This window comes from Modestobacter sp. VKM Ac-2984, from assembly GCF_026967985.1.
Taxonomy (GTDB): Bacteria; Actinomycetota; Actinomycetes; order Mycobacteriales; family Geodermatophilaceae; genus Modestobacter.
Map to the genome: position 1 here is coordinate 249,456 of NZ_JAPVBJ010000001.1, position 16,470 is coordinate 265,925.

The 16,470-nt window shown below is 76.2% G+C and carries 15 protein-coding genes; 7 read left to right on the forward strand and 8 right to left on the reverse strand.

The genetic code is table 11. The features are described 5' to 3' along the window. Position 1 precedes the first annotated feature (1 nt). The 3 genes from O2W16_RS01215 to mraZ form a co-directional block, all read right to left on the reverse strand. Positions 2 to 820 carry a hypothetical protein gene (locus tag O2W16_RS01215; RefSeq protein ID WP_269156974.1) on the reverse strand — a complete coding sequence of 273 codons (819 nt, stop codon included), beginning with the start codon at positions 818 to 820 and terminating at the stop codon, positions 2 to 4. Next, entirely contained in the window at positions 817 to 1,794 is a 978-nt protein-coding gene (gene rsmH, locus O2W16_RS01220) for a 16S rRNA (cytosine(1402)-N(4))-methyltransferase RsmH (RefSeq protein WP_269156975.1), read from the reverse strand. Before rsmH ends, O2W16_RS01215 begins: the two co-directional genes overlap by 4 nt. Positions 1,795 to 2,180: 386 nt before the next feature. Further along, the gene (mraZ, locus tag O2W16_RS01225; RefSeq protein ID WP_269156976.1) at positions 2,181 to 2,615 is read right to left on the reverse strand and encodes a division/cell wall cluster transcriptional repressor MraZ; all 435 of its coding nucleotides are present in this window, start codon (positions 2,613 to 2,615) and stop codon (positions 2,181 to 2,183) included. A 249-nt stretch (positions 2,616 to 2,864) separates the two neighbouring features. Here mraZ and O2W16_RS01230 point away from each other — a divergent pair, with 249 nt between their 5' ends. The 4 genes from O2W16_RS01230 to O2W16_RS01245 all read left to right on the forward strand — a co-directional run bounded on the left by O2W16_RS01230 (position 2,865) and on the right by O2W16_RS01245 (position 8,696). After that, positions 2,865 to 3,914, forward strand: a complete 1,050-nt coding sequence (locus tag O2W16_RS01230; protein WP_269156977.1) for an AAA family ATPase — start codon at positions 2,865 to 2,867, stop codon at positions 3,912 to 3,914. 31 nt (positions 3,915 to 3,945) lie between these two features. Then, the gene (locus O2W16_RS01235) at positions 3,946 to 5,310 is read left to right on the forward strand and encodes a DUF58 domain-containing protein (protein ID WP_269156978.1); all 1,365 of its coding nucleotides are present in this window, start codon (positions 3,946 to 3,948) and stop codon (positions 5,308 to 5,310) included. Next, positions 5,307 to 7,661 carry a transglutaminase family protein gene (locus O2W16_RS01240; RefSeq protein ID WP_269156979.1) on the forward strand — a complete coding sequence of 785 codons (2,355 nt, stop codon included), beginning with the start codon at positions 5,307 to 5,309 and terminating at the stop codon, positions 7,659 to 7,661. Before O2W16_RS01235 ends, O2W16_RS01240 begins: the two co-directional genes overlap by 4 nt. A gap of 78 nt (positions 7,662 to 7,739) precedes the next feature. After that, positions 7,740 to 8,696, forward strand: coding sequence for a ribose-phosphate diphosphokinase (locus tag O2W16_RS01245; RefSeq protein WP_269156980.1), 957 nt, complete (start codon positions 7,740 to 7,742; stop codon positions 8,694 to 8,696). A gap of 76 nt (positions 8,697 to 8,772) precedes the next feature. On the opposite strand, the gene O2W16_RS01250 is transcribed toward O2W16_RS01245, so the two are convergent. From O2W16_RS01250 to O2W16_RS01260, 3 genes are all read right to left on the reverse strand, one after another. Beyond that, on the reverse strand, positions 8,773 to 9,210 hold the full coding sequence (locus O2W16_RS01250; RefSeq protein ID WP_269156981.1) for a DUF3040 domain-containing protein: 438 nt from the start codon (positions 9,208 to 9,210) through the stop codon (positions 8,773 to 8,775). A 140-nt stretch (positions 9,211 to 9,350) separates the two neighbouring features. Continuing rightward, complete coding sequence (locus tag O2W16_RS01255) at positions 9,351 to 10,589, reverse strand: DNA polymerase IV (RefSeq protein WP_269156982.1); 1,239 nt, start codon at positions 10,587 to 10,589, stop codon at positions 9,351 to 9,353. Between the two features lie 104 nt (positions 10,590 to 10,693). Then, entirely contained in the window at positions 10,694 to 11,392 is a 699-nt protein-coding gene (locus O2W16_RS01260) for a permease (RefSeq protein ID WP_269156983.1), read from the reverse strand. Between the two features lie 385 nt (positions 11,393 to 11,777). On the opposite strand from O2W16_RS01260, the gene O2W16_RS01265 reads away from it, so the two are divergent. Genes O2W16_RS01265 through O2W16_RS01275 form a run of 3 tightly spaced genes read left to right on the forward strand, consistent with a single transcriptional unit; the run spans position 11,778 to position 14,381 of the window. Continuing rightward, the gene (locus O2W16_RS01265; protein WP_269156984.1) at positions 11,778 to 12,038 is read left to right on the forward strand and encodes a BatC protein; all 261 of its coding nucleotides are present in this window, start codon (positions 11,778 to 11,780) and stop codon (positions 12,036 to 12,038) included. Positions 12,039 to 12,040: 2 nt separating this feature from the next. Beyond that, positions 12,041 to 13,408, forward strand: coding sequence for a cupin domain-containing protein (locus O2W16_RS01270; protein WP_269156985.1), 1,368 nt, complete (start codon positions 12,041 to 12,043; stop codon positions 13,406 to 13,408). Next, a complete protein-coding gene (locus O2W16_RS01275; RefSeq protein WP_442928891.1) occupies positions 13,377 to 14,381 on the forward strand; it encodes a sucrase ferredoxin in 1,005 nt (334 codons plus the stop codon). Before O2W16_RS01270 ends, O2W16_RS01275 begins: the two co-directional genes overlap by 32 nt. A 15-nt stretch (positions 14,382 to 14,396) precedes the next feature. Here O2W16_RS01275 and O2W16_RS01280 read toward each other — a convergent pair whose 3' ends face one another. Together O2W16_RS01280 and O2W16_RS01285 are read right to left on the reverse strand one after the other, a co-directional pair. Continuing rightward, positions 14,397 to 15,566, reverse strand: a complete 1,170-nt coding sequence (locus O2W16_RS01280) for an alkaline phosphatase family protein (protein ID WP_269156987.1) — start codon at positions 15,564 to 15,566, stop codon at positions 14,397 to 14,399. A 20-nt stretch (positions 15,567 to 15,586) separates the two neighbouring features. Next, a complete protein-coding gene (locus O2W16_RS01285) occupies positions 15,587 to 16,330 on the reverse strand; it encodes a class I SAM-dependent methyltransferase (RefSeq protein ID WP_269156988.1) in 744 nt (247 codons plus the stop codon). Positions 16,331 to 16,470 lie beyond the last annotated feature (140 nt).

The following is a 16,470-nucleotide window of genomic DNA, read 5'->3' on the forward strand; positions in this document are numbered from 1 at the left end:
ATCAGTTCCCGGGGGTCGGCGACGCGGGGTCGGTGGGCGCGGGGTCGGTGGGTTCAGCTGGGGCAAGGCCGGGCTCGGCGGGGGCGTCGGCGGGGGCGGGCTGTGGCGCGGTGGCCCCGTCGGCCGCCGGGTCGGCGGCCTCCGGCTCGACGGGCGCCGGCGCCGGGGTCGCGCTGCCCAGCAGGACGGAGCTGCCGTCGGGCTGCAGCACCAGGTGGGCTGCGTCCCCCGGCGGGACCAGCCCGACCGCGGCTGCGGCGCGGGCCAGCTCGGCAGCAGTGTCGGCAGTGATCACCTGCTGCTCCAGTCGAGCGACCTCCTTGGCCTGCTCGGCCATCGCGACGCGCTGCTCGGTGGCGCGCAGGGAGTCCACGGCGATGGCGGTGTTGAGCAGCAGGAGGCCCAGCGTCGTCCCGACCAGCAGGGCGACGAGCACGGCGACGAACGGCGCCCGGCGACCGCGCAGCGCCGCCCGCCGGCTGCCGCGGGGTCCGCGGGCCGGGGTCGGCACCAGCCGCAGCTGCGGGCCGCTCGGGACCGGTCCGCTGCGTCGGGGTGGGGCGACCCGGGGCACGTGCACCGGGCCGGTGGTCGCCCGGCCGGTGGTCCGGGCCGTCGTGGTCCGGGCGGTCGTCGTCCGGGCGGTCGTGGTCCGGGCCGTCGTCGTCCGCGCGGTCGTCCGGGCCGTGCTCGTGCGGCCGGTGCCCGCCCGGGTCGCACCGGTGCGCGCGGTGGCGCCCTGGGGCTGGCTGCGGGACTGGCCGGTGCGGGGGGTCGGTGCACTGCTGGTCCGGGGGACGGACCGCGCCGGCTGGCTCATGCCGCCCGCCGGACGCGCTCAGCGGCCCGCACCCGGGCCGAGGCGGACCGCGAGTTGACGGCGAGCTCGGCCTCGCCGGGTGCCTCACCGCCCCGGGTGACCAGCTTCAGCACCGGTGCGTGCTCGGGCATCGGGACCGGCATGCCGGGCGGGGTGCGGTCCACGGCGTCTGCGGCGAGCGTCTGCTTCACGATGCGGTCCTCGAGGGAGTGGAAGCTGATCACGACCAGTCGGCCACCGACCGCGAGAGCGTCGATGGCGGCGGGCAGGGCCCGGGAGAGCACCCCCAGTTCGTCGTTGACCTCGATCCGGAGGGCCTGGAAGGTCCGCTTGGCCGGGTGTCCCCCGGTGCGGCGGGTGGCCGCGGGGATCGCCGAGCGCACCAGCTCGGCCAGCCGGGCGGTGCCGGTGAACGGCTCCCGGGCGCGCTCCCGCTCGATGGCGGAGGCGATCCGGCCGGCGAAGCGCTCCTCGCCGTAGACCTTCAGCACCCGGGTGAGCTCCCCCCGGGAGTAGGTGTTGACCACGTCGGCGGCGGTGCGGGGCCCGGTGGGGTCCATCCGCATGTCCAGGGGTGCGTCGGTGGAGTAGCTGAACCCTCGGGTGGGGCGGTCCAGCTGCAGGGAGGAGACGCCGAGGTCGAACAGGACGCCCTGCACCTCCTCGACCCCGAGGTCGGCCAGCACGTCGGGCAGCTCGTCGAAGACGGCGGGCACCAGCGTGGTGCGCTCGGTGTGGCCGGCCGCGGCGATCCGGGCGGCGGCCTCGGCGCGGGCGTCGGGGTCGCGGTCCAGGCCGATGAGCCGGAGCTCGGGGTGGGCCGCCAGCAGGGCCAGGGAGTGGCCGGCCAGCCCCAGCGTGCAGTCGACCAGGACGGCGCCCGGTGCCTGGAGGGCGGGGTCGAGCAGCTCGGTGACCCGGTCGAGGAGGACGGGGACGTGCAGCGCGGGCCCGGAGGCCTCGGGGCTGCTCATCGACGGCTCCTCTCGCTGCGCAGGGGGCGGACAGGACGGGGTGGGGCGAGCGGGCAGGGCGGGGGGGTGGGGCGCAGTGGGGTGGGTGGTGCGCAGTGGAGCGCGGGTGGGGCGGGGAGCGGGCACCGCCCCGGCCCGCTGCCCCGCCCGGCTCGCCTGGCGCCGGGGAAGCGGTACCAGGTGGAGTCGGGCTCGGGCAGCTGGGCAGGTGGGGCGGTCGGTGCGGTGGACGTCGAGCCGGGGGGAAGTCGGCTCGCTGTCCGGGCCCGGTCGAGCCGGGGGGAAGTCGGCTCGTGCGGGGTGGTGCGGTCCTGCGGTGGGGGTGGTGCGGTCCAGCGGTGGGGTCGTGCGGTGGGGTCGTGCGGTGGGGTCGTGTGGGGGTCGACTCAGGACAGGGTCGGCATCCCCTCGCTCTCCATGGCGGCGAAGACCGCCTCCTGCTCTGCCACGTAGGCGTCCCAGGTGCCGGAGTCCCAGATCTCGAAACGGGTGTCCACGCCGACGACGACGACGTCGCGGTCCAGGCCGGCGTACTCCCGCAGGCTCGCCGGGATGGTGATCCGCCCGGTCTTGTCCGCCTCGACCTCGACCATCGAGCCGAAGCTCATCCGGGCGTGCATGCGGCCGGCGTTGGTGTCGGCCGGCGCCATGGACTTCAGCGCGGCGCTCTGCTCGGCGACCCGGGCCATGGTCAGGCCGTAGACGCAGCGTTCCTGGCCCTTCTTGATCACCATGCCGTCGGCCACCAGCTCGCGGTAGCGGACCGGGAGGGCGAGCCGGCCTTTCTCGTCGAGCCGCAGGGGATAGCTGCCGACGAACACCGGATCACCCCCTGCATCAGTCCTCCTGTGGTCGTGCCGGGCACCATCCGTGGCCCCTGCCTCCCCATTGCGCGACACAGTAACCCACTGGCCCCCACTGGACACCACTCCACGCCGTGTCGCCCCCTTCCCCCCACCGGCCCCCACCGACCGCCTCCGGGCCGGGGTCCGGGCCGCCTCCGGGCCCCCTCCCGGCCGCGGAACGGGATCGACCGTGCGCGCCGCTGAGCAGCACGTACCGTGAGCGGGGTGACCGAGAGCACGGCAGGGCTGCGGTCGGACCGGGGAGTCACGGAGCTGCGCTCCGCTCCCCGGCACGACACCAGCCAGGACGCCGCAGCGACGCAGCCGGAGACCGACGCCGACGTGGCGGCCGAGGGGGCGCAGCTCGCCGAGGCGATCGGCCGGGTGGTACAGGGCAAGCCCGACGTCGTCCGGCTGGCGCTGGTCGTGCTGTTGGCCGAGGGCCACCTGCTGATCGAGGACGTCCCCGGGGTCGGGAAGACCACGCTGGCCAAGGCGCTGGCCCGCACCATCGACGGCACGGTGCGCCGGATCCAGTTCACCCCCGACCTGCTGCCCAGCGACGTCACCGGGGTGGCCGTCTACGACCAGGAGTCCCGCGCCTTCGAGTTCAAGCCCGGCGCCGTCTTCGCCAACGTGGTCGTGGCCGACGAGATCAACCGCGCCTCCCCCAAGACGCAGTCCGCCCTGCTGGAGTGCATGGAGGAGCGGCAGGTCACCGTCGACGGGGTCACCTACGAGCTGGCCCGGCCGTTCATGGTGGTCGCGACGCAGAACCCGCTGGAGATGGAGGGCACCTACCCCCTCCCCGAGGCGCAGCGGGACCGGTTCACCGCCCGGGTCTCGATGGGCTACCCGGACCGCGAGGCCGAGCTGGCGATGCTCGGCGGGCGGGCCACCGTCGACCCGCTCACCGCCCTCACCCCGGTGCTCGACGCCGCGCGCGTGCGGACCCTGGTGGCCGCGGTGGGCCAGCTGCACGTCGCCGAGCCGCTGCGCCAGTACGTCGTCTCGCTGGTCGAGGCCACCCGCCGCTCCCCCGACCTGCGGCTGGGCGCCTCCCCCCGCGCGGGGCTGCAGCTGCTGCGCGCCGCCCGCGCCACCGCGGCGCTGGCCGGCCGCGACCACGTGCTCCCCGACGACGTGCAGGCCATGGCGGTCCCGGTGCTGGCCCACCGGCTGCTGCTGACCCCGGACGCGGCGCTGGCGCGACGGGACGCCCAGCGGGTGGTCACCGACCTGCTCGCCGCCGTGCCCGTCCACGGCGGCCGCTGACCCGGCCCACCCGAGAGACGGACGGTCCCCCATGGCGCGCACCCGGATCGCCGATGCGGCGTCCTCCCTCACGCTGCGCGGCCGCTGCCTGGTCGCCGCCGGGCTGACCCTGGGCGCGCTGGGCGCCCTGTTGGGTGAGCGGGCCCTGGTCCAGCTGGCCCTGTTCGTGCTCGCCCTGCCGGTGGTGTCGGCCATCGGGATCGCCCGGCAGCGCTTCCGGGTCGCGACCCGGCGCACCGTCACCCCGGCCCGGTTGCCGCGCGGCGGGTCCGCCGAGGTGCTGGTGGAGGTCTCCAACGCCGACCGGCGGGCCGGTGGGCTGTGGTTGCTCACCGAGCACCTGCCCGCCGACCTCGGCCCCCAGCCGCGCTTCGTCGTGGAACGGCTCGCCAGCGGCAGCACCGCCCCGCTCCGCTACCGGCTGCACGGTTCCCGTCGCGGCCGCTACACCCTCGGGCCGCTGAGCCTGCGGCTCGTCGACCCCTTCGGCCTGGTGCTGCGCACGGCGACCGGCAGCGACACCGCTGCACTGCTGGTCCTCCCCCGGGTCGTGCCGCTGTCCGGAGGCGGCGCGCTGACCGGCGCCGGAGGGGACGGCGGCGAGGGCGCCCGCCGCGCGATCGCCGTGCACGGCGAGGACGACGTCAGCACCCGGGAGTACCGCCACGGCGACGACCTGCGCCTGGTCCACTGGCGAGCCACCGCGCGCACCGGCGAGCTGATGGTCCGGCTGGAGGAACGACCCTGGCGGGCCGCGGCGACCGTGTTCGTCGACACCCGGTCGACCGCCCACCTGCTCGGGGGCCGGGTCGAGGGCCGGGTCGGTGGAGCAGCCGGTGACCCGGCCCCGCCGCAGGACACCCTGGAGTGGGTGGTGGAGGCCGCCGCCAGCATCGGCACCCACCTGCTGCGCCGGGGGGCCGCGCTGCGGGTCGTGACCGACGGCGGGGAGCTCACCCCGGCGCTCGGCCGGGGACAGCTGGGCCCGGACGAGCTGCTCGAGCGGCTCGCCGTCCTGGGTGGTGCACCCCAGCCCGGCCTGCAGTTGGGCGTGGAGGCGCTGCGCCGGTCGGGGGCCGACGGACCGGCGATCTGCATGCTGGGCCTGGTCGGGCCCGAGGACGTCGCGGCGCTGGTCCGCGCCCGGTCCGGCCCGGGCCGCGACGTCGCGGTGCTGGTGGACACCGCCGGCTGGCTGGACGCCGGTACCACCCGGGGCCGACGCACGCTCGGCCCCGCCGCCCGGGCCGAGCTGGACACCCGGCAACAGCAGGCCGGCGACCTGCTCCGCGCGGCCGGCTGGCAGGTGGTCACCGTCGGCCCGGACCAGACCGTGGCGCAGCTGTGGAGCCAGGTGGGCAGCCGGGCCGGCGCCGCAGGACCGGTGCCGGCATGAGCGGCCAGGTCGACGAGCTGCCCCGGGCCACCCGCGGCGGGCCGGGCACCGGGATCGCCGTCGCGGTCGCCGTCCTGCTGGGTGCACTGGCGCTGGACCCCGTCTTCGTCGCCCGCACGTGGCTGCTGCCGGTGACGATGGTGGTGGCGGCCGTGGGCCTGGGCGGGGTGGCGCTGCGGGCGCTGCTGGACCGGCTGGTGGACGACGCCGAGGACGACGGCCCGTGGTGGTCCGGCCCGGCTCGGCTGGCGGTGCCGCTGGGTCAGGTGGCCCTGGTGCTCGTCGTGCTCACCGTCGTCTTCGCGCCCGAGCGCGCCTGGGCGGGCGTGCTGCCGACCCTGAGCAGCCTGACCGACCTCGCCGGCCTGCTCGGTGACGGCACCGCGGAGATCCGGGAACAGGCCACCCCGGCGTTGCCGCTCACCGGGCTGGTGGCGCTGACCACCGTCTTCGTCGCCCTGATCGCGCTGGCCGTCGACCTGCTCGCCGTCCCCGCCCGCCAGCCGGCCCTGGGCGGGCTCGGCCTGCTGGTCCTCTACTGCGTCCCGGTGAGCACCGTGACCGGGGAGGTGGCGCTGATCTCCTTCGCCGCGCCGGCCGCCGGGTTCGCCGTCCTGCTGTGGGCCGACCAGCGGGCACGGCTGGTCGGGAGCGGCCGGGGTGGCAGCGGGTCGCCGATGGGCACCGGCACCCTGCCGGCGCTGCGCACCGCCCTGGTCGCCCTGGTCGCCGGGCTGCTGCTGCCGGCGTTCGTGCCGACCCTGGCCGAGGGCTCGCTCGCGGCGGGGTGGGGCGGGGCGGGCACCGGCAGCGGCGTGGGGACGTCGCTGGACCCGGTGGCGGAGATGGCCGGCCAGCTGAGCCTCCCCGAGCCGATCGACCTGCTGGCCGTCGACGCCTCGGTGGCCGACCCGGGGTACCTGCGCTCGGTGTCGCTGGACGAGTACAGCGGCGACGTCGGCTGGCGGATGAGCAACCTCGACGGGCAGGCGTCGATCGCGGCCGACGGCCCCCTGGCCCCGCTCCTCGACGGGCAGTCCCGCCGCGAGGTGACCGCGCGGGTCACCGTGCTCGCCCACGACGACCGCTTCCTCCCGCTGTTCGACTCCCCGCTGTCGGTGCAGGTGCTCGGCTCCGAGGACGAGAGCTGGCGCTTCGACCCGGCCGCCCGGACCGTCTTCGGCCGGGACGTGACCACCGGCGGGCTCTCCTACCGGTCCACCTCCCAGCAGCCGCAACCGAGCGCGGCGGAGCTGACTGCCGCACCCCAGGACCCGGGTGACCCGATGGTGGAGCGCTACACGGCGCTGCCGGAGCTGGACCCGAGCGTCGTCGCCCTGTCCGACCAGCTGACCGACCCGGCGCAGTCGCCCTACGAGCGGGTCCGGGCCGTGCTCGGCCTCTTCACCGACCCGGCCAACGGCTTCACCTACAGCCTGTCCACCAGCCAGGGCACCACCGGAGACGACCTGGCCGACTTCCTGCGGCTCAAGCGGGGCTACTGCGAGCAGTACGCCGGCGCCATGGCCGTACTCGTCCGGGCGGCCGGGGTGCCGGCCCGGGTGGTGCTGGGCTACACACCCGGTCAGGTCGGCGAGGACGGCGACCGGGTGGTCACCACCGACGACGCGCACGCCTGGGTCGAGGTCTGGTTCGCCGGCCTGGGCTGGATCCCCTTCGACCCGACCCCGATCGCCGCCGACCGGGCCGTGGCGCTCCCCTGGGCACCGCGCACGGACGAGGCCGACACCAGCACCCCGGACCCGTTCACGCCGGGCGGCGCGGCACCGCTGCCGGCGCCACCGGCTGCCGAGCTGGACCGCGACGACCAGTACGTGCCGCCACTGGCGCCCCAGGCCGCGCCGGAGGAGCAGCTCCGGCCGTGGTTGCTGGGGACGGCGGGCACCCTGGTCGTCCTCGCCCTGGCCGCGCTGCCGTTCGCCGTCCGCCGCCGGCAGCGCGCCCTCCGGCTGGCCGACGGGCAGCCCGGCGCCCTGTGGGAGGAGCTGCTGGCGACCACCGAGGACCTGGCCGTCGAGCTGCCCGGGAGGTCGACGGCACGCCAGCTGGCCCAGCAGCTGGCCCAGCGGCTCGCCGCCACCGACCCGGCCGCGGTCGCCGCGGTGCAGGCGCTGGCCCGGGCCCAGGAGCGTTCGGTGTACGGCCCACCGGCAGCCCGGTCCGGACCGGACCCGGCGCTGACCGAGGCGCTGGCGACGGTGCGGCGGGCGCTGCTCCGGTCCTCCTCCCGCGGGGAGCGGGTCCGGGCGGCGCTGTGGCCGGCCTCCACGCTCGCGACGGCCACCCGGTGGGCCGCCGCCCGGGCACCCCGCCGACCCCGCCCGGCCTGACCACCGGGCCGGGGCTGGTTACGGTGGCCGGTGTCGGTGGCGTCGCCACCGACTGCCCCTCCAGCTGCGGAGTGCCCCTTGCGCGAGATCGCCGTCTTCGCCGGCAGTGCCCACCCCGAGCTCGCCGCGGAGATGTGCGCCCACCTGGGCGTGCCGCTGCAGCCGGTCCGGATGACCCGCTTCGCCAACGACTGCCTCGAGGTGCAGCTGCAGGCCAACTGCCGGGAGCGCGACGTCTTCCTGGTGCAGCCGCTGGTCACCCCGGTGCAGGAGAACCTGGTCGAGCTGCTGCTGATGATCGACGCGGCCCGCGGCGCGTCCGCCGCCCGGATCACCGTGGTGATGCCGCACTACGCCTACGCGCGGTCGGACAAGAAGGACGCCCCCCGGATCTCCATCGGTGGCCGGCTGATCGCCGACCTGATGGTGGCGGCCGGGGCCAGCCGGGTGCTGGCCATGACGCTGCACTCCCCGCAGGTGCACGGCTTCTTCAGCGTGCCGGTCGACCACCTGCACGCCCTGCGGGAGCTGGCCGACCACTTCCGCGCGCTGGACCTCTCCCGCACCACCGTCGTCTCCCCCGACCTGGGCAACGCCAAGGAGGCCGCGGCCTTCGCCCGGCGGCTCGGGGTGCCGGTCGCCGCCGGTGCCAAGCAGCGCTACGCCGACGATCGGGTCAGCATCAGCGCCGTGATCGGGGACGTCGCCGGCCGTGACGTGATCGTGCTGGACGACGAGATCGCCAAGGGCAGCACGGTGCTGGAGCTCATCGCCCGGCTGCGGGACGACGGCGCCCGCTCGATCCGGGTGGCCTGCACGCACGGCCTGTTCGCCGCAGGTGCGCTGGAGCGGATCGGCGCCCAGGCCGACGTCGTGGAGATCGTCTGCACGAACACCGTGCCGGTGCCGGCCGGGGCCTCGGAGAAGCTGACCGTGCTGTCGGTGGCCCCCGCGCTCGCCCAGGCCGTGCAGCGGATCCACGACGGGGAGTCGGTCAGCGCGCTGTTCGACACGACGGCGACGCCCGAGGTCTGAGCCGGCCGGAGAGGCCAGCAGCCGCCGTCCCCGACGGGGACGGCGGCTGCTGGCTCAGCGGGTGGGCCGGCGCGCGCTACTGGTCGTAGCGACGGCGGAAGCGCTCCTCGAGCCGGCTCTTCAGCGGCTGGCGGCGCGACTTCGCGCTGCTGCTGCCACCACGGCCGCCGGCCGCCGGACGCCCAGCGGGGCCCGGGGCGGAGCCGGCCGGCACCTCACCGGTGGCGGCCTTGTAGTTCAAGACCCCGAGGACGGCCCCTCCGAAGGCCACCAGGAAGCCCAGCACGCCGACGATGACGTTCGGCAGGGCCACCCCGCCGACCACCACGGCCAGCCCGACGACCACCAGGGCGGCGCCCAACTGCAGCTTGCGGCGGGCCTTCTGCCGCCGGTCACCGGTGCGGACCGTCGAGGCGAACTTCGGATCGTCATCGACGAGGGCGCGCTCGATCTGCTCCAGCAGACGCTGCTCGTGCTCGGAGAGCGGCACGTCGACCTCCAGGTACAAGTGCAAGAAACCACCGGCGGCAGTCCGCCCGCGGTGACACCGAGGATACGAGCCGTTTGCGGCGTGCGAAAGGCGAGTTGCCGTCGACACACCGGGCGGGGACCGTGTTGCCGCCCCGCAGCGCCCCCGCGGGGCAGAGGGCCTGGTCAGCGAGGCGTTCCCGATGATGGGCCGCGCGCAACCGGACCGGCGCCCGGGACCTGTCGGCGGCCGAGCAGGGTGGCCGGCCGGACGGCGCCGGCCCCGAAGCGCCGGGCAGCCCGGTCGGCGGCCAGCTCGGCGTCCCGGCGGCCGTGCTCGCGAGCCCCCAGCTCGAGCTGTCGCGCGGTCGCCTCCGCCTCCACCAGCCCCTCGGCCCGCACCCCGACCAGCCGGATGCGGGCCCGGTCCAGCCCCAGGGCGTCGAACAGCGCGCGCGCCGTGTCGTACAGCTCCTGACCCACGTCGGTGGGGACCTTCAGCGTGCGGGAGCGGGTGATCGTGGTGAAGTCGGCGAAGCGGACCTTCACGGTCACCGTGCGCGCCAGGTGACCGGTCGAGCGCAGCCGTCCCGCCGTCCGCTCGGCCAGGTGCAGCAGCTCACGGTGGACCACCTGCGGGTCGTCGACGTCGGTGCCGAAGGTCTCCTCGGCACCGGTGGACCGGTCGGGCTGGTCGGGCACCACCCGCCGGGGGTCGCGCCCCCAGGCGAGCTCGTGCAGGTGGCTGCCGGCCGCCTGACCCACTGCGCGCTGCAGGGTGCGCGCCGGCACGTGGGCCAGGTCCCCGACCGTGCGCAGGCCCAGCCTGAGCAGGACCTCCTCGGTCTTCGGGCCGACGCCCCACAGGGCGCTCACCGGCAGCGGGTGCAGGAACTCCATCACCTCGGCCGGCGGCACCACGAGCAGTCCGTCGGGCTTGGCCCGGGTGGAGGCCAGCTTGGCCACGAACTTGCTGCCGGCCACCCCGACCGAGCAGGTGATCCCCTGCTCGTCGTGGACCCGGGCCCGGATGTGCTCCCCGATCGCCACCGGGTCACCCAGCCGGCGGCCGCTGCCGGAGACGTCGAGGAACGCCTCGTCCAGGCTCAGCGGCTCGACCAGCGGCGTGAGGGAGCGGAACAGCGCCATCACCGAGCGGGACACCTCGGCGTAGAGGTCGAGGTCGCCGGGGAGCACGGTGGCCGTCGGGCACAGCCGCAGTGCCCGGGAGGTCGGCATGGCGCTGTGCACCCCGTACCGGCGGGCCTCGTAGGTGGCCGAGGTGACGACCCCGCGGTTGCCGACCCCACCGACGATGACCGGCGTGCCGGCCAGCTCGGGGTGCCGGCGCACCTCGACGCTGGCGAAGAAGGCGTCCATGTCGACGTGCAGCAGCGTGCAGCCGGCAGCCCGGTCCCTGGTCACCACACCCCCATCGTCCCCGTTGATCGAACGTGTGTTCGACAAACGGGGACGATAGCGGGTCCGGCGCCGGGACCGCGGTCGGTCCCGGCGCCTGTCGCGTCAGGTCAGCGGGTGGTGGTCACCCGGTTGTCCTCGGTGTCCTTCTTGGCCGGCCACATCTTGGCCCCGAGGACACCGCCGAGCGCGGACAGGATGATCGCCACGCCCATCACCAGGACGGCCCAGCTGGCCACCGACTGGGCGTTCTCCACGACCGGGCCCAGCTGCGCCGCCGGTGCGTTGGCGTTCTGCTGCAGCAGACCCAGCTGGCCGATGGCGTCACCGACGGCACCGAGGACCGCACCGCCGCCGAGCAGGCTCAGCACGAGGAAGGTCGCCATGCCCAGCGCCCACACCAGGATGCCGTGCAGGATGCCGTCACTCACCCCGCGCCAGACCGCCGAGGCCGCCGCGGTCAGCCCACCGAGGAAGAAGGCGCCCCACAGGATCGCCGTGCTGATCCAGTCGCCGTTGGAGCCGCCGGCACCCTCGAGGTCCCACCAGCCGAGGGCGAAGGTGATCAGGTTGAACAGGATGAACGAGGAGATGGCCACGAGCAGGCCCGCCCACACCGGCCCCCAGCGGACCCGGTCACGCCGCGGCGGGGCCACCGACACCTGGGTCGGCTCCTCACGCCGCTCCACCTCGTGCACCACCGGCTCGGCCCGCACCTCGCGGGTCGCGCCGACGGTCGACTCCGGCGTCACCTCCCGCACCACGTTGCCCTCGGAAGTGACGTCGGTGCGCGTACGACTCTCGGTCATGACCTGTCCTCTCTCGTGCGTCGTCGTGTCTGGCAGGTCCTGACGTGCCCGGCCGGGCCCGGCTGTCCACGGCACCACCGGGACCGTGACCGAATCGTCATGAAGCGACGCCGGATCCGGCACGACCCCGCGACCCACGCGGTCGGGCAGTCGCTCGACGGGGTGGCCGACGCCGAACCGCGTCGCCAGGTCGGTGCCGAGACCTCGCGCCCGCGGCACCCGACGCAAGGAGGTGCGCATGACGCCCCAGCGCACCGACTGCGCCACCTCGGTCGTGCACCACCGGACTGTGGGCGAGCAGGAGGTGTGGGGAGTCGATCATCGCGGTAGAACTGGGCCAGGTGGTCGCCGACCGGTGGCCACGACCTCGACGATCGGAGGAGCCATGGCGCTCGACGACGACGACATGACCAGCACGGAAGGACCGGCCGACGGCGGCGCCGAGGGCACGCCGGGCCAGCACGACGGCGGTGCCGACGGCGGCGCTGACGGCGGTGCCGATGGCGGTGCCGATGGCGGTGCCGACGGTGGCGCGGACGGCGGTGCCGATGGCGGTGCCGACGGTGGCGCCGAGGGCCCGGCCGACTCCGGTGCCGGCGGCGGCACGCCCGGGCAGCACGACGGCGGCGCGGACGGCTCGGCCTGACCGTGCTCGACCCAGAACTGCAGGACCGGGCGTCGTCCTCCGCTGAGGAGGGCGACGCCCGCCCCTGGGCCGACGGCCCCGCCCGCCCCGCGTTGCGCCGGTGCATCCGGGTCGAGCCGGAGGTGTTCGCCGCCGAGCACTGGTCCCGCCGGCCCCTGCTCTCCACCGCCGCCGAGCTCGGCGGCACCTTCACCGACCTGCTCGACCTGGCCGCCGTCGACGAGCTGCTGAGCACCCGCGGCCTGCGCACGCCGTTCCTGCGCATCGCCAAGGACGGCGCGGTCGTCGACGCCAAGCGCTTCACCAGCCCCCAGGGCGCGGGCGCCGAGGTGGCCGACCAGGTCTCCTCCGACGCGGTGCTGCGGCTGTTCGCCGACGGCAGCACCGTCGTGCTGCAGGGCCTGCACCGGCTGTGGCCGCCGCTGATCGAGTTCGCCGGCCAGCTCGCCGCCGACCTCGGGCACCCCACGCAGGTCAACGCCTACATCACCCCGCCGTCCTCGCGTGGGTTCTCCCCGCACTACGACGTGCACGACGTGTTCGTGCTGCAGGTCGCCGGCGAGAAGCACTGGACGATCCACGAGCCGGTGCTCACCGACCCGCTGCGCACCCACCCCTGGACCGACCGCGCCGACGAGGTCGCCGCCGCCGCGCAGCGCCCGCCCGTGATCGACGCGGTGCTGCGCCCCGGCGATGCCCTCTACCTGCCCCGCGGCTACCTGCACTCGGCGGTCGCGCTCGGGGAGATCAGCGCGCACCTGACCGTTGGCGTGCACTCGGTGACCCGCTGGGGCGCCGTGGAGTCCGCCCTGGACGAGGTGCGCACCCTGGCCGCAGAGGACCCGGCGCTGCGCGGCTCCCTCCCCCTCGGCGTCGACCTGGCCGACCCGTCGACCACCGCCGAGGACGTCGCCGCGGTGCTCTCCGGGCTGCAGCGCTGGCTCGGGGAGGTCGACCCGGCTGCCGTGGCCGATGCGCTGCGGGCCCGCACCTGGGCGCAGGTGCGGCCGGCCCCGGTGTCGCCACTGGCCCAGTCCAGCGCGATCGCGGCGCTGGCGGCCGACACCGTGCTGCGGGTGCGGCCGTTGCTGCGCGTGCAGCTGCGCGACCCGGACTGCGACCGGGTCGCCCTGGTCGCCGGTCGCCGCACCCACGACCTGCCGGCCAGCACGCACCCGGCCCTGGCCGCGCTGCTCGCCGCGGGCGAGCTGAAGGTGGGCGACCTGCCCGGACTGGACGCGGCGGACCAGCTCACGCTGGCCCGCCGGCTGGTCACCGAGGCGATCGCGGTCGTGCCGGACGCCACCGCCGGGGCACCGGCCGCCACCGCCGGGCACGATGGGGGTCGTGGCGACACCGGTGGGGCCTGAGCCGACCGGCCCGGTCCAGCCCGCAACGGACTCCCCGGCGCTCCGGTCCACCCCGGCCGGGCGACTGGACCCGGCCCGCTGCTCGGTGCAGGCGCTCCTCCGCGGCGACTCTGCCGTCGCCACCGCGCCACCGGCCCGCCGCTGGCTGCTGGTCGAGCAGCCCGGCCCGTGGGGGCGGGACGCCCTGCTGGAGTCCCGGTTCGACCGCCGCGTCGCCTCCCGGCTGGCAGCCCGGGCCCGCGAGCTGGGCATGCGGATCCAGCTGGTGCGCCGGCCCGGCGAGCGGCTGTCGGACTCCGGTCGCCGCTGGGCCGTCGCCGACACCACCCCGGGACGGGAGACCGTCCGGTGGTCGACCCGGACCGATGACGCCGAGCTGCTCCAGCTGCCCTGGGACGGCTCGATCGGCGAGCCGACGCAGGTGCCGACGTACCTGGTCTGCACGCACGGTGCGCACGACGTCTGCTGCGCCGTCCGCGGCCGGCCGCTGGCCCGGGCGTTGCTCACCGCAGACACCTCCGCCTCGGCCGACGTCTGGGAGACCAGTCACCTGGGCGGCGACCGCTTCGCCGCGAACGTCGTCGTCCTGCCCTGGGGGCTGGTCTACGGGCAGGTGCCCGAGGGCGGTCAGGTGCTGCTCGCCGCGCACGCCGCCGGCCAGGTCTCGCTGCCGTTCCTACGCGGGCGGGCCGGGCTGACACCGGCCGCCCAGGCCGCGCAGCACCACGCCCGCGGGGAGCTCGGCCTGCTCGGGGTGCACGACCTGCCGCCGCGCCGGGTGACCGGGCTGCCGTCGCCCGCGCCCGGCATCGAGCGGTTCGAGGTGACCCTGGCCGGCCCGGACGGCGACGTCCTGGTCACCGTGGAGAGCAGGTTGTCGGAGGAGTCGCACCGGCTGACCTGCGCCGCCCCGCAGCCGGGCCACTGGCGCACCTGGCACCCGCTGTCCCTGCGTCTGGCCAGCTCGGGCTGAGGCCCGGCGCGATGCTCAGCGGAGTGCGCGACCGCGGGCGGCCAGCAGCGGGATCGCCAGCTCTGCCGAGGTGAGGGAGCCGTGGTAGGCGGCCAGCATCGACCCGAACGGGTCCCGCTGGACGTCGGTGAACGCCCAGCTGCCCCGGGCCAGCGCGACGACGTCGCCGATCCGGTCGGCCAGCTGCTCCTGGACGTCGCCGAAGACCCCGCTGTCGACCGCTTCCGCCCGGCTGACCACCCAGGCGCGGGGGCCGAGCACCGTGCGCCAGGCGGCGAGCACGTCGTCGGCGGCGCCAGGCTCGGCGTGCACGTACCGGGCGCGGGGTTCACCGGCGAGCAGCCGCACGCCCTCGGTGAGCCCGGGTTCGGCGCCGACGTCGAGCCGGGTGGTGTCGGGGACGTCGACCATGCCGTGGTCGGCGGTCACCAGCAGCACCGCATCGTCGGGCAGCCCCTCGGCCAGCTGCTCCACCAGGCGGTCGACGATGCCCAGCTGGGCGCGCCAGGCGGCCGAGTCGACACCGCGGACGTGCCCGGTCAGGTCGAGGTCGGCGGTGTAGCCGTAGACCAGGCTGCGCTCCCCGGTGCGCAGTGCGGCGTGCATCCCGGCGACCAGGTCGCCGGGGCTGAATGCGCTGGCGTAGTCGGCTCCGCGGTAGGCGGCGCGGGTGAGGCCTGAGCCGGCGAAGGCGTGCGGGGCGACGACGGTGCACGAGACGCCGTCGGCGGTTGCCTGCTCGAAGACGGTCGGCTGGGCCTGCCACCGCAGCGGATCCGGGTCGTCGTCCCAGTGGACGTGGTTGAGGGTGCGCTCCTCGCCGGGCACCGCGGTGACGAAGCCGAGCACGCCGTGGCTGCCCGGCGGCAGGCCGGTGCCCAGGGTGACGAGGCTGACCGGGGTGGTGCTGGGGCACGGCGCGGAGAGCGTGCCGACCGGGGTGCCGAGAGCGTTGAGCACCGGCGCCTGCTCCGGGTGGGCGGCGACCAGCTCGGCGCCCAGGCCGTCGACCAGCAGGACGGCGACCCGGCGGGCGCCGGCCACGGCGGCGGTCAGGTCGAGCGGGTCGACGGGCAGGCCGCCGCGGCGGATCGGGACGCCGAGCGCGGTGGCGGCGCTGGGCAGCACGTCGGCGAGGGTGGCGCTCCCGTAGGGCGGGACGCCGAACCCGTCGGGCAGGCTCATCGACTCGGCCGGCGACCGGGTCAGCCGGCGGCCGGGCGGGTGGCGAGGACGTGCAGGCCGGTGGCGACGTCCCGGTAGGGCGAGGTGCCGGCCAGCGCCAGCTCCAGCGCGCGCAGCGCGTCAGGGTCGGCGCCGGAGGAGGCGCTCAGCAGGTCGGCGACGACGGCGACGCCGTGCCACTCCCCCGGCTCCAACCCGGCGCCGGCGAGCAGCGCGAGCAGCTCGGCCGGGTCGAACCGCCGGTGGACGTGGCCGCCGCGACCGGGGGCCGGGTCGCGGTCGGCCAGGAGGGCGACCGCCTCGACCGGGTGCCCGCTGATCGCCCGCCCGAGGACGGCGCCGGCCCGGTTCGCCACGGCGAGGGAGAGCTGCCCGCCGGGGCGGAGGGCACTGGCGAGCTGCTGGAGGGTGCTGGCCGGCTCGTCGACCACCTCCAGGACGAAGTGGCACAGCACCAGGTCGAAGAGGTCACCGGACGGGAGGGCGGTGAGCATCCGGTCGCCGTCCCCCTGGATGCCGCGGACCCGGTCGCCCGCGCCGACGGTGGCGGCCCGGCGGTGCAGGGTGGCCAGCGCATCGGCGCTGGGGTCGACGACGGTGACCTGGTGGCCGAGGGCGGCGAGCGGGACGGCGAACATCCCGCTGCCGCCGCCGAGGTCGAGCACCTGGAGCGGGGAGCCGGCCGCGACCAGCGGGTCGAGCGCGGCCCAGATCGCCGCGGTGCGGGCGGGGGCCTGCGCGGCGGTGGCCGGAGGGGTCGTCACCCAGCGGAGCCTAATCGCGGACCGCCGAGCACCCCGGCCCGGACCGGCGCTCCGCAGAGCCCGCAGCACGGCGCCGTCCCGGACAGCCGTCCGTCCGTCCGTCGAGTGTGCACATCCCGGGCAGGTCAGAGCTTAGGACA

Coding starts and splice junctions, on each gene's coding strand:
- O2W16_RS01215 (WP_269156974.1), bottom strand. CDS start 820: ATGAGCCAGCCGGCGCGGTCCGTCCCCCGGACCAGCAGTGCACCGACC.
- rsmH (WP_269156975.1), bottom strand. CDS start 1,794: ATGAGCAGCCCCGAGGCCTCCGGGCCCGCGCTGCACGTCCCCGTCCTC.
- O2W16_RS01235 (WP_269156978.1), top strand. CDS start 3,946: ATGGCGCGCACCCGGATCGCCGATGCGGCGTCCTCCCTCACGCTGCGC.
- O2W16_RS01240 (WP_269156979.1), top strand. CDS start 5,307: ATGAGCGGCCAGGTCGACGAGCTGCCCCGGGCCACCCGCGGCGGGCCG.
- O2W16_RS01260 (WP_269156983.1), bottom strand. CDS start 11,392: ATGACCGAGAGTCGTACGCGCACCGACGTCACTTCCGAGGGCAACGTG.
- O2W16_RS01265 (WP_269156984.1), top strand. CDS start 11,778: ATGGCGCTCGACGACGACGACATGACCAGCACGGAAGGACCGGCCGAC.
- O2W16_RS01275 (WP_442928891.1), top strand. CDS start 13,377: ATGGGGGTCGTGGCGACACCGGTGGGGCCTGAGCCGACCGGCCCGGTC.
- O2W16_RS01280 (WP_269156987.1), bottom strand. CDS start 15,566: ATGAGCCTGCCCGACGGGTTCGGCGTCCCGCCCTACGGGAGCGCCACC.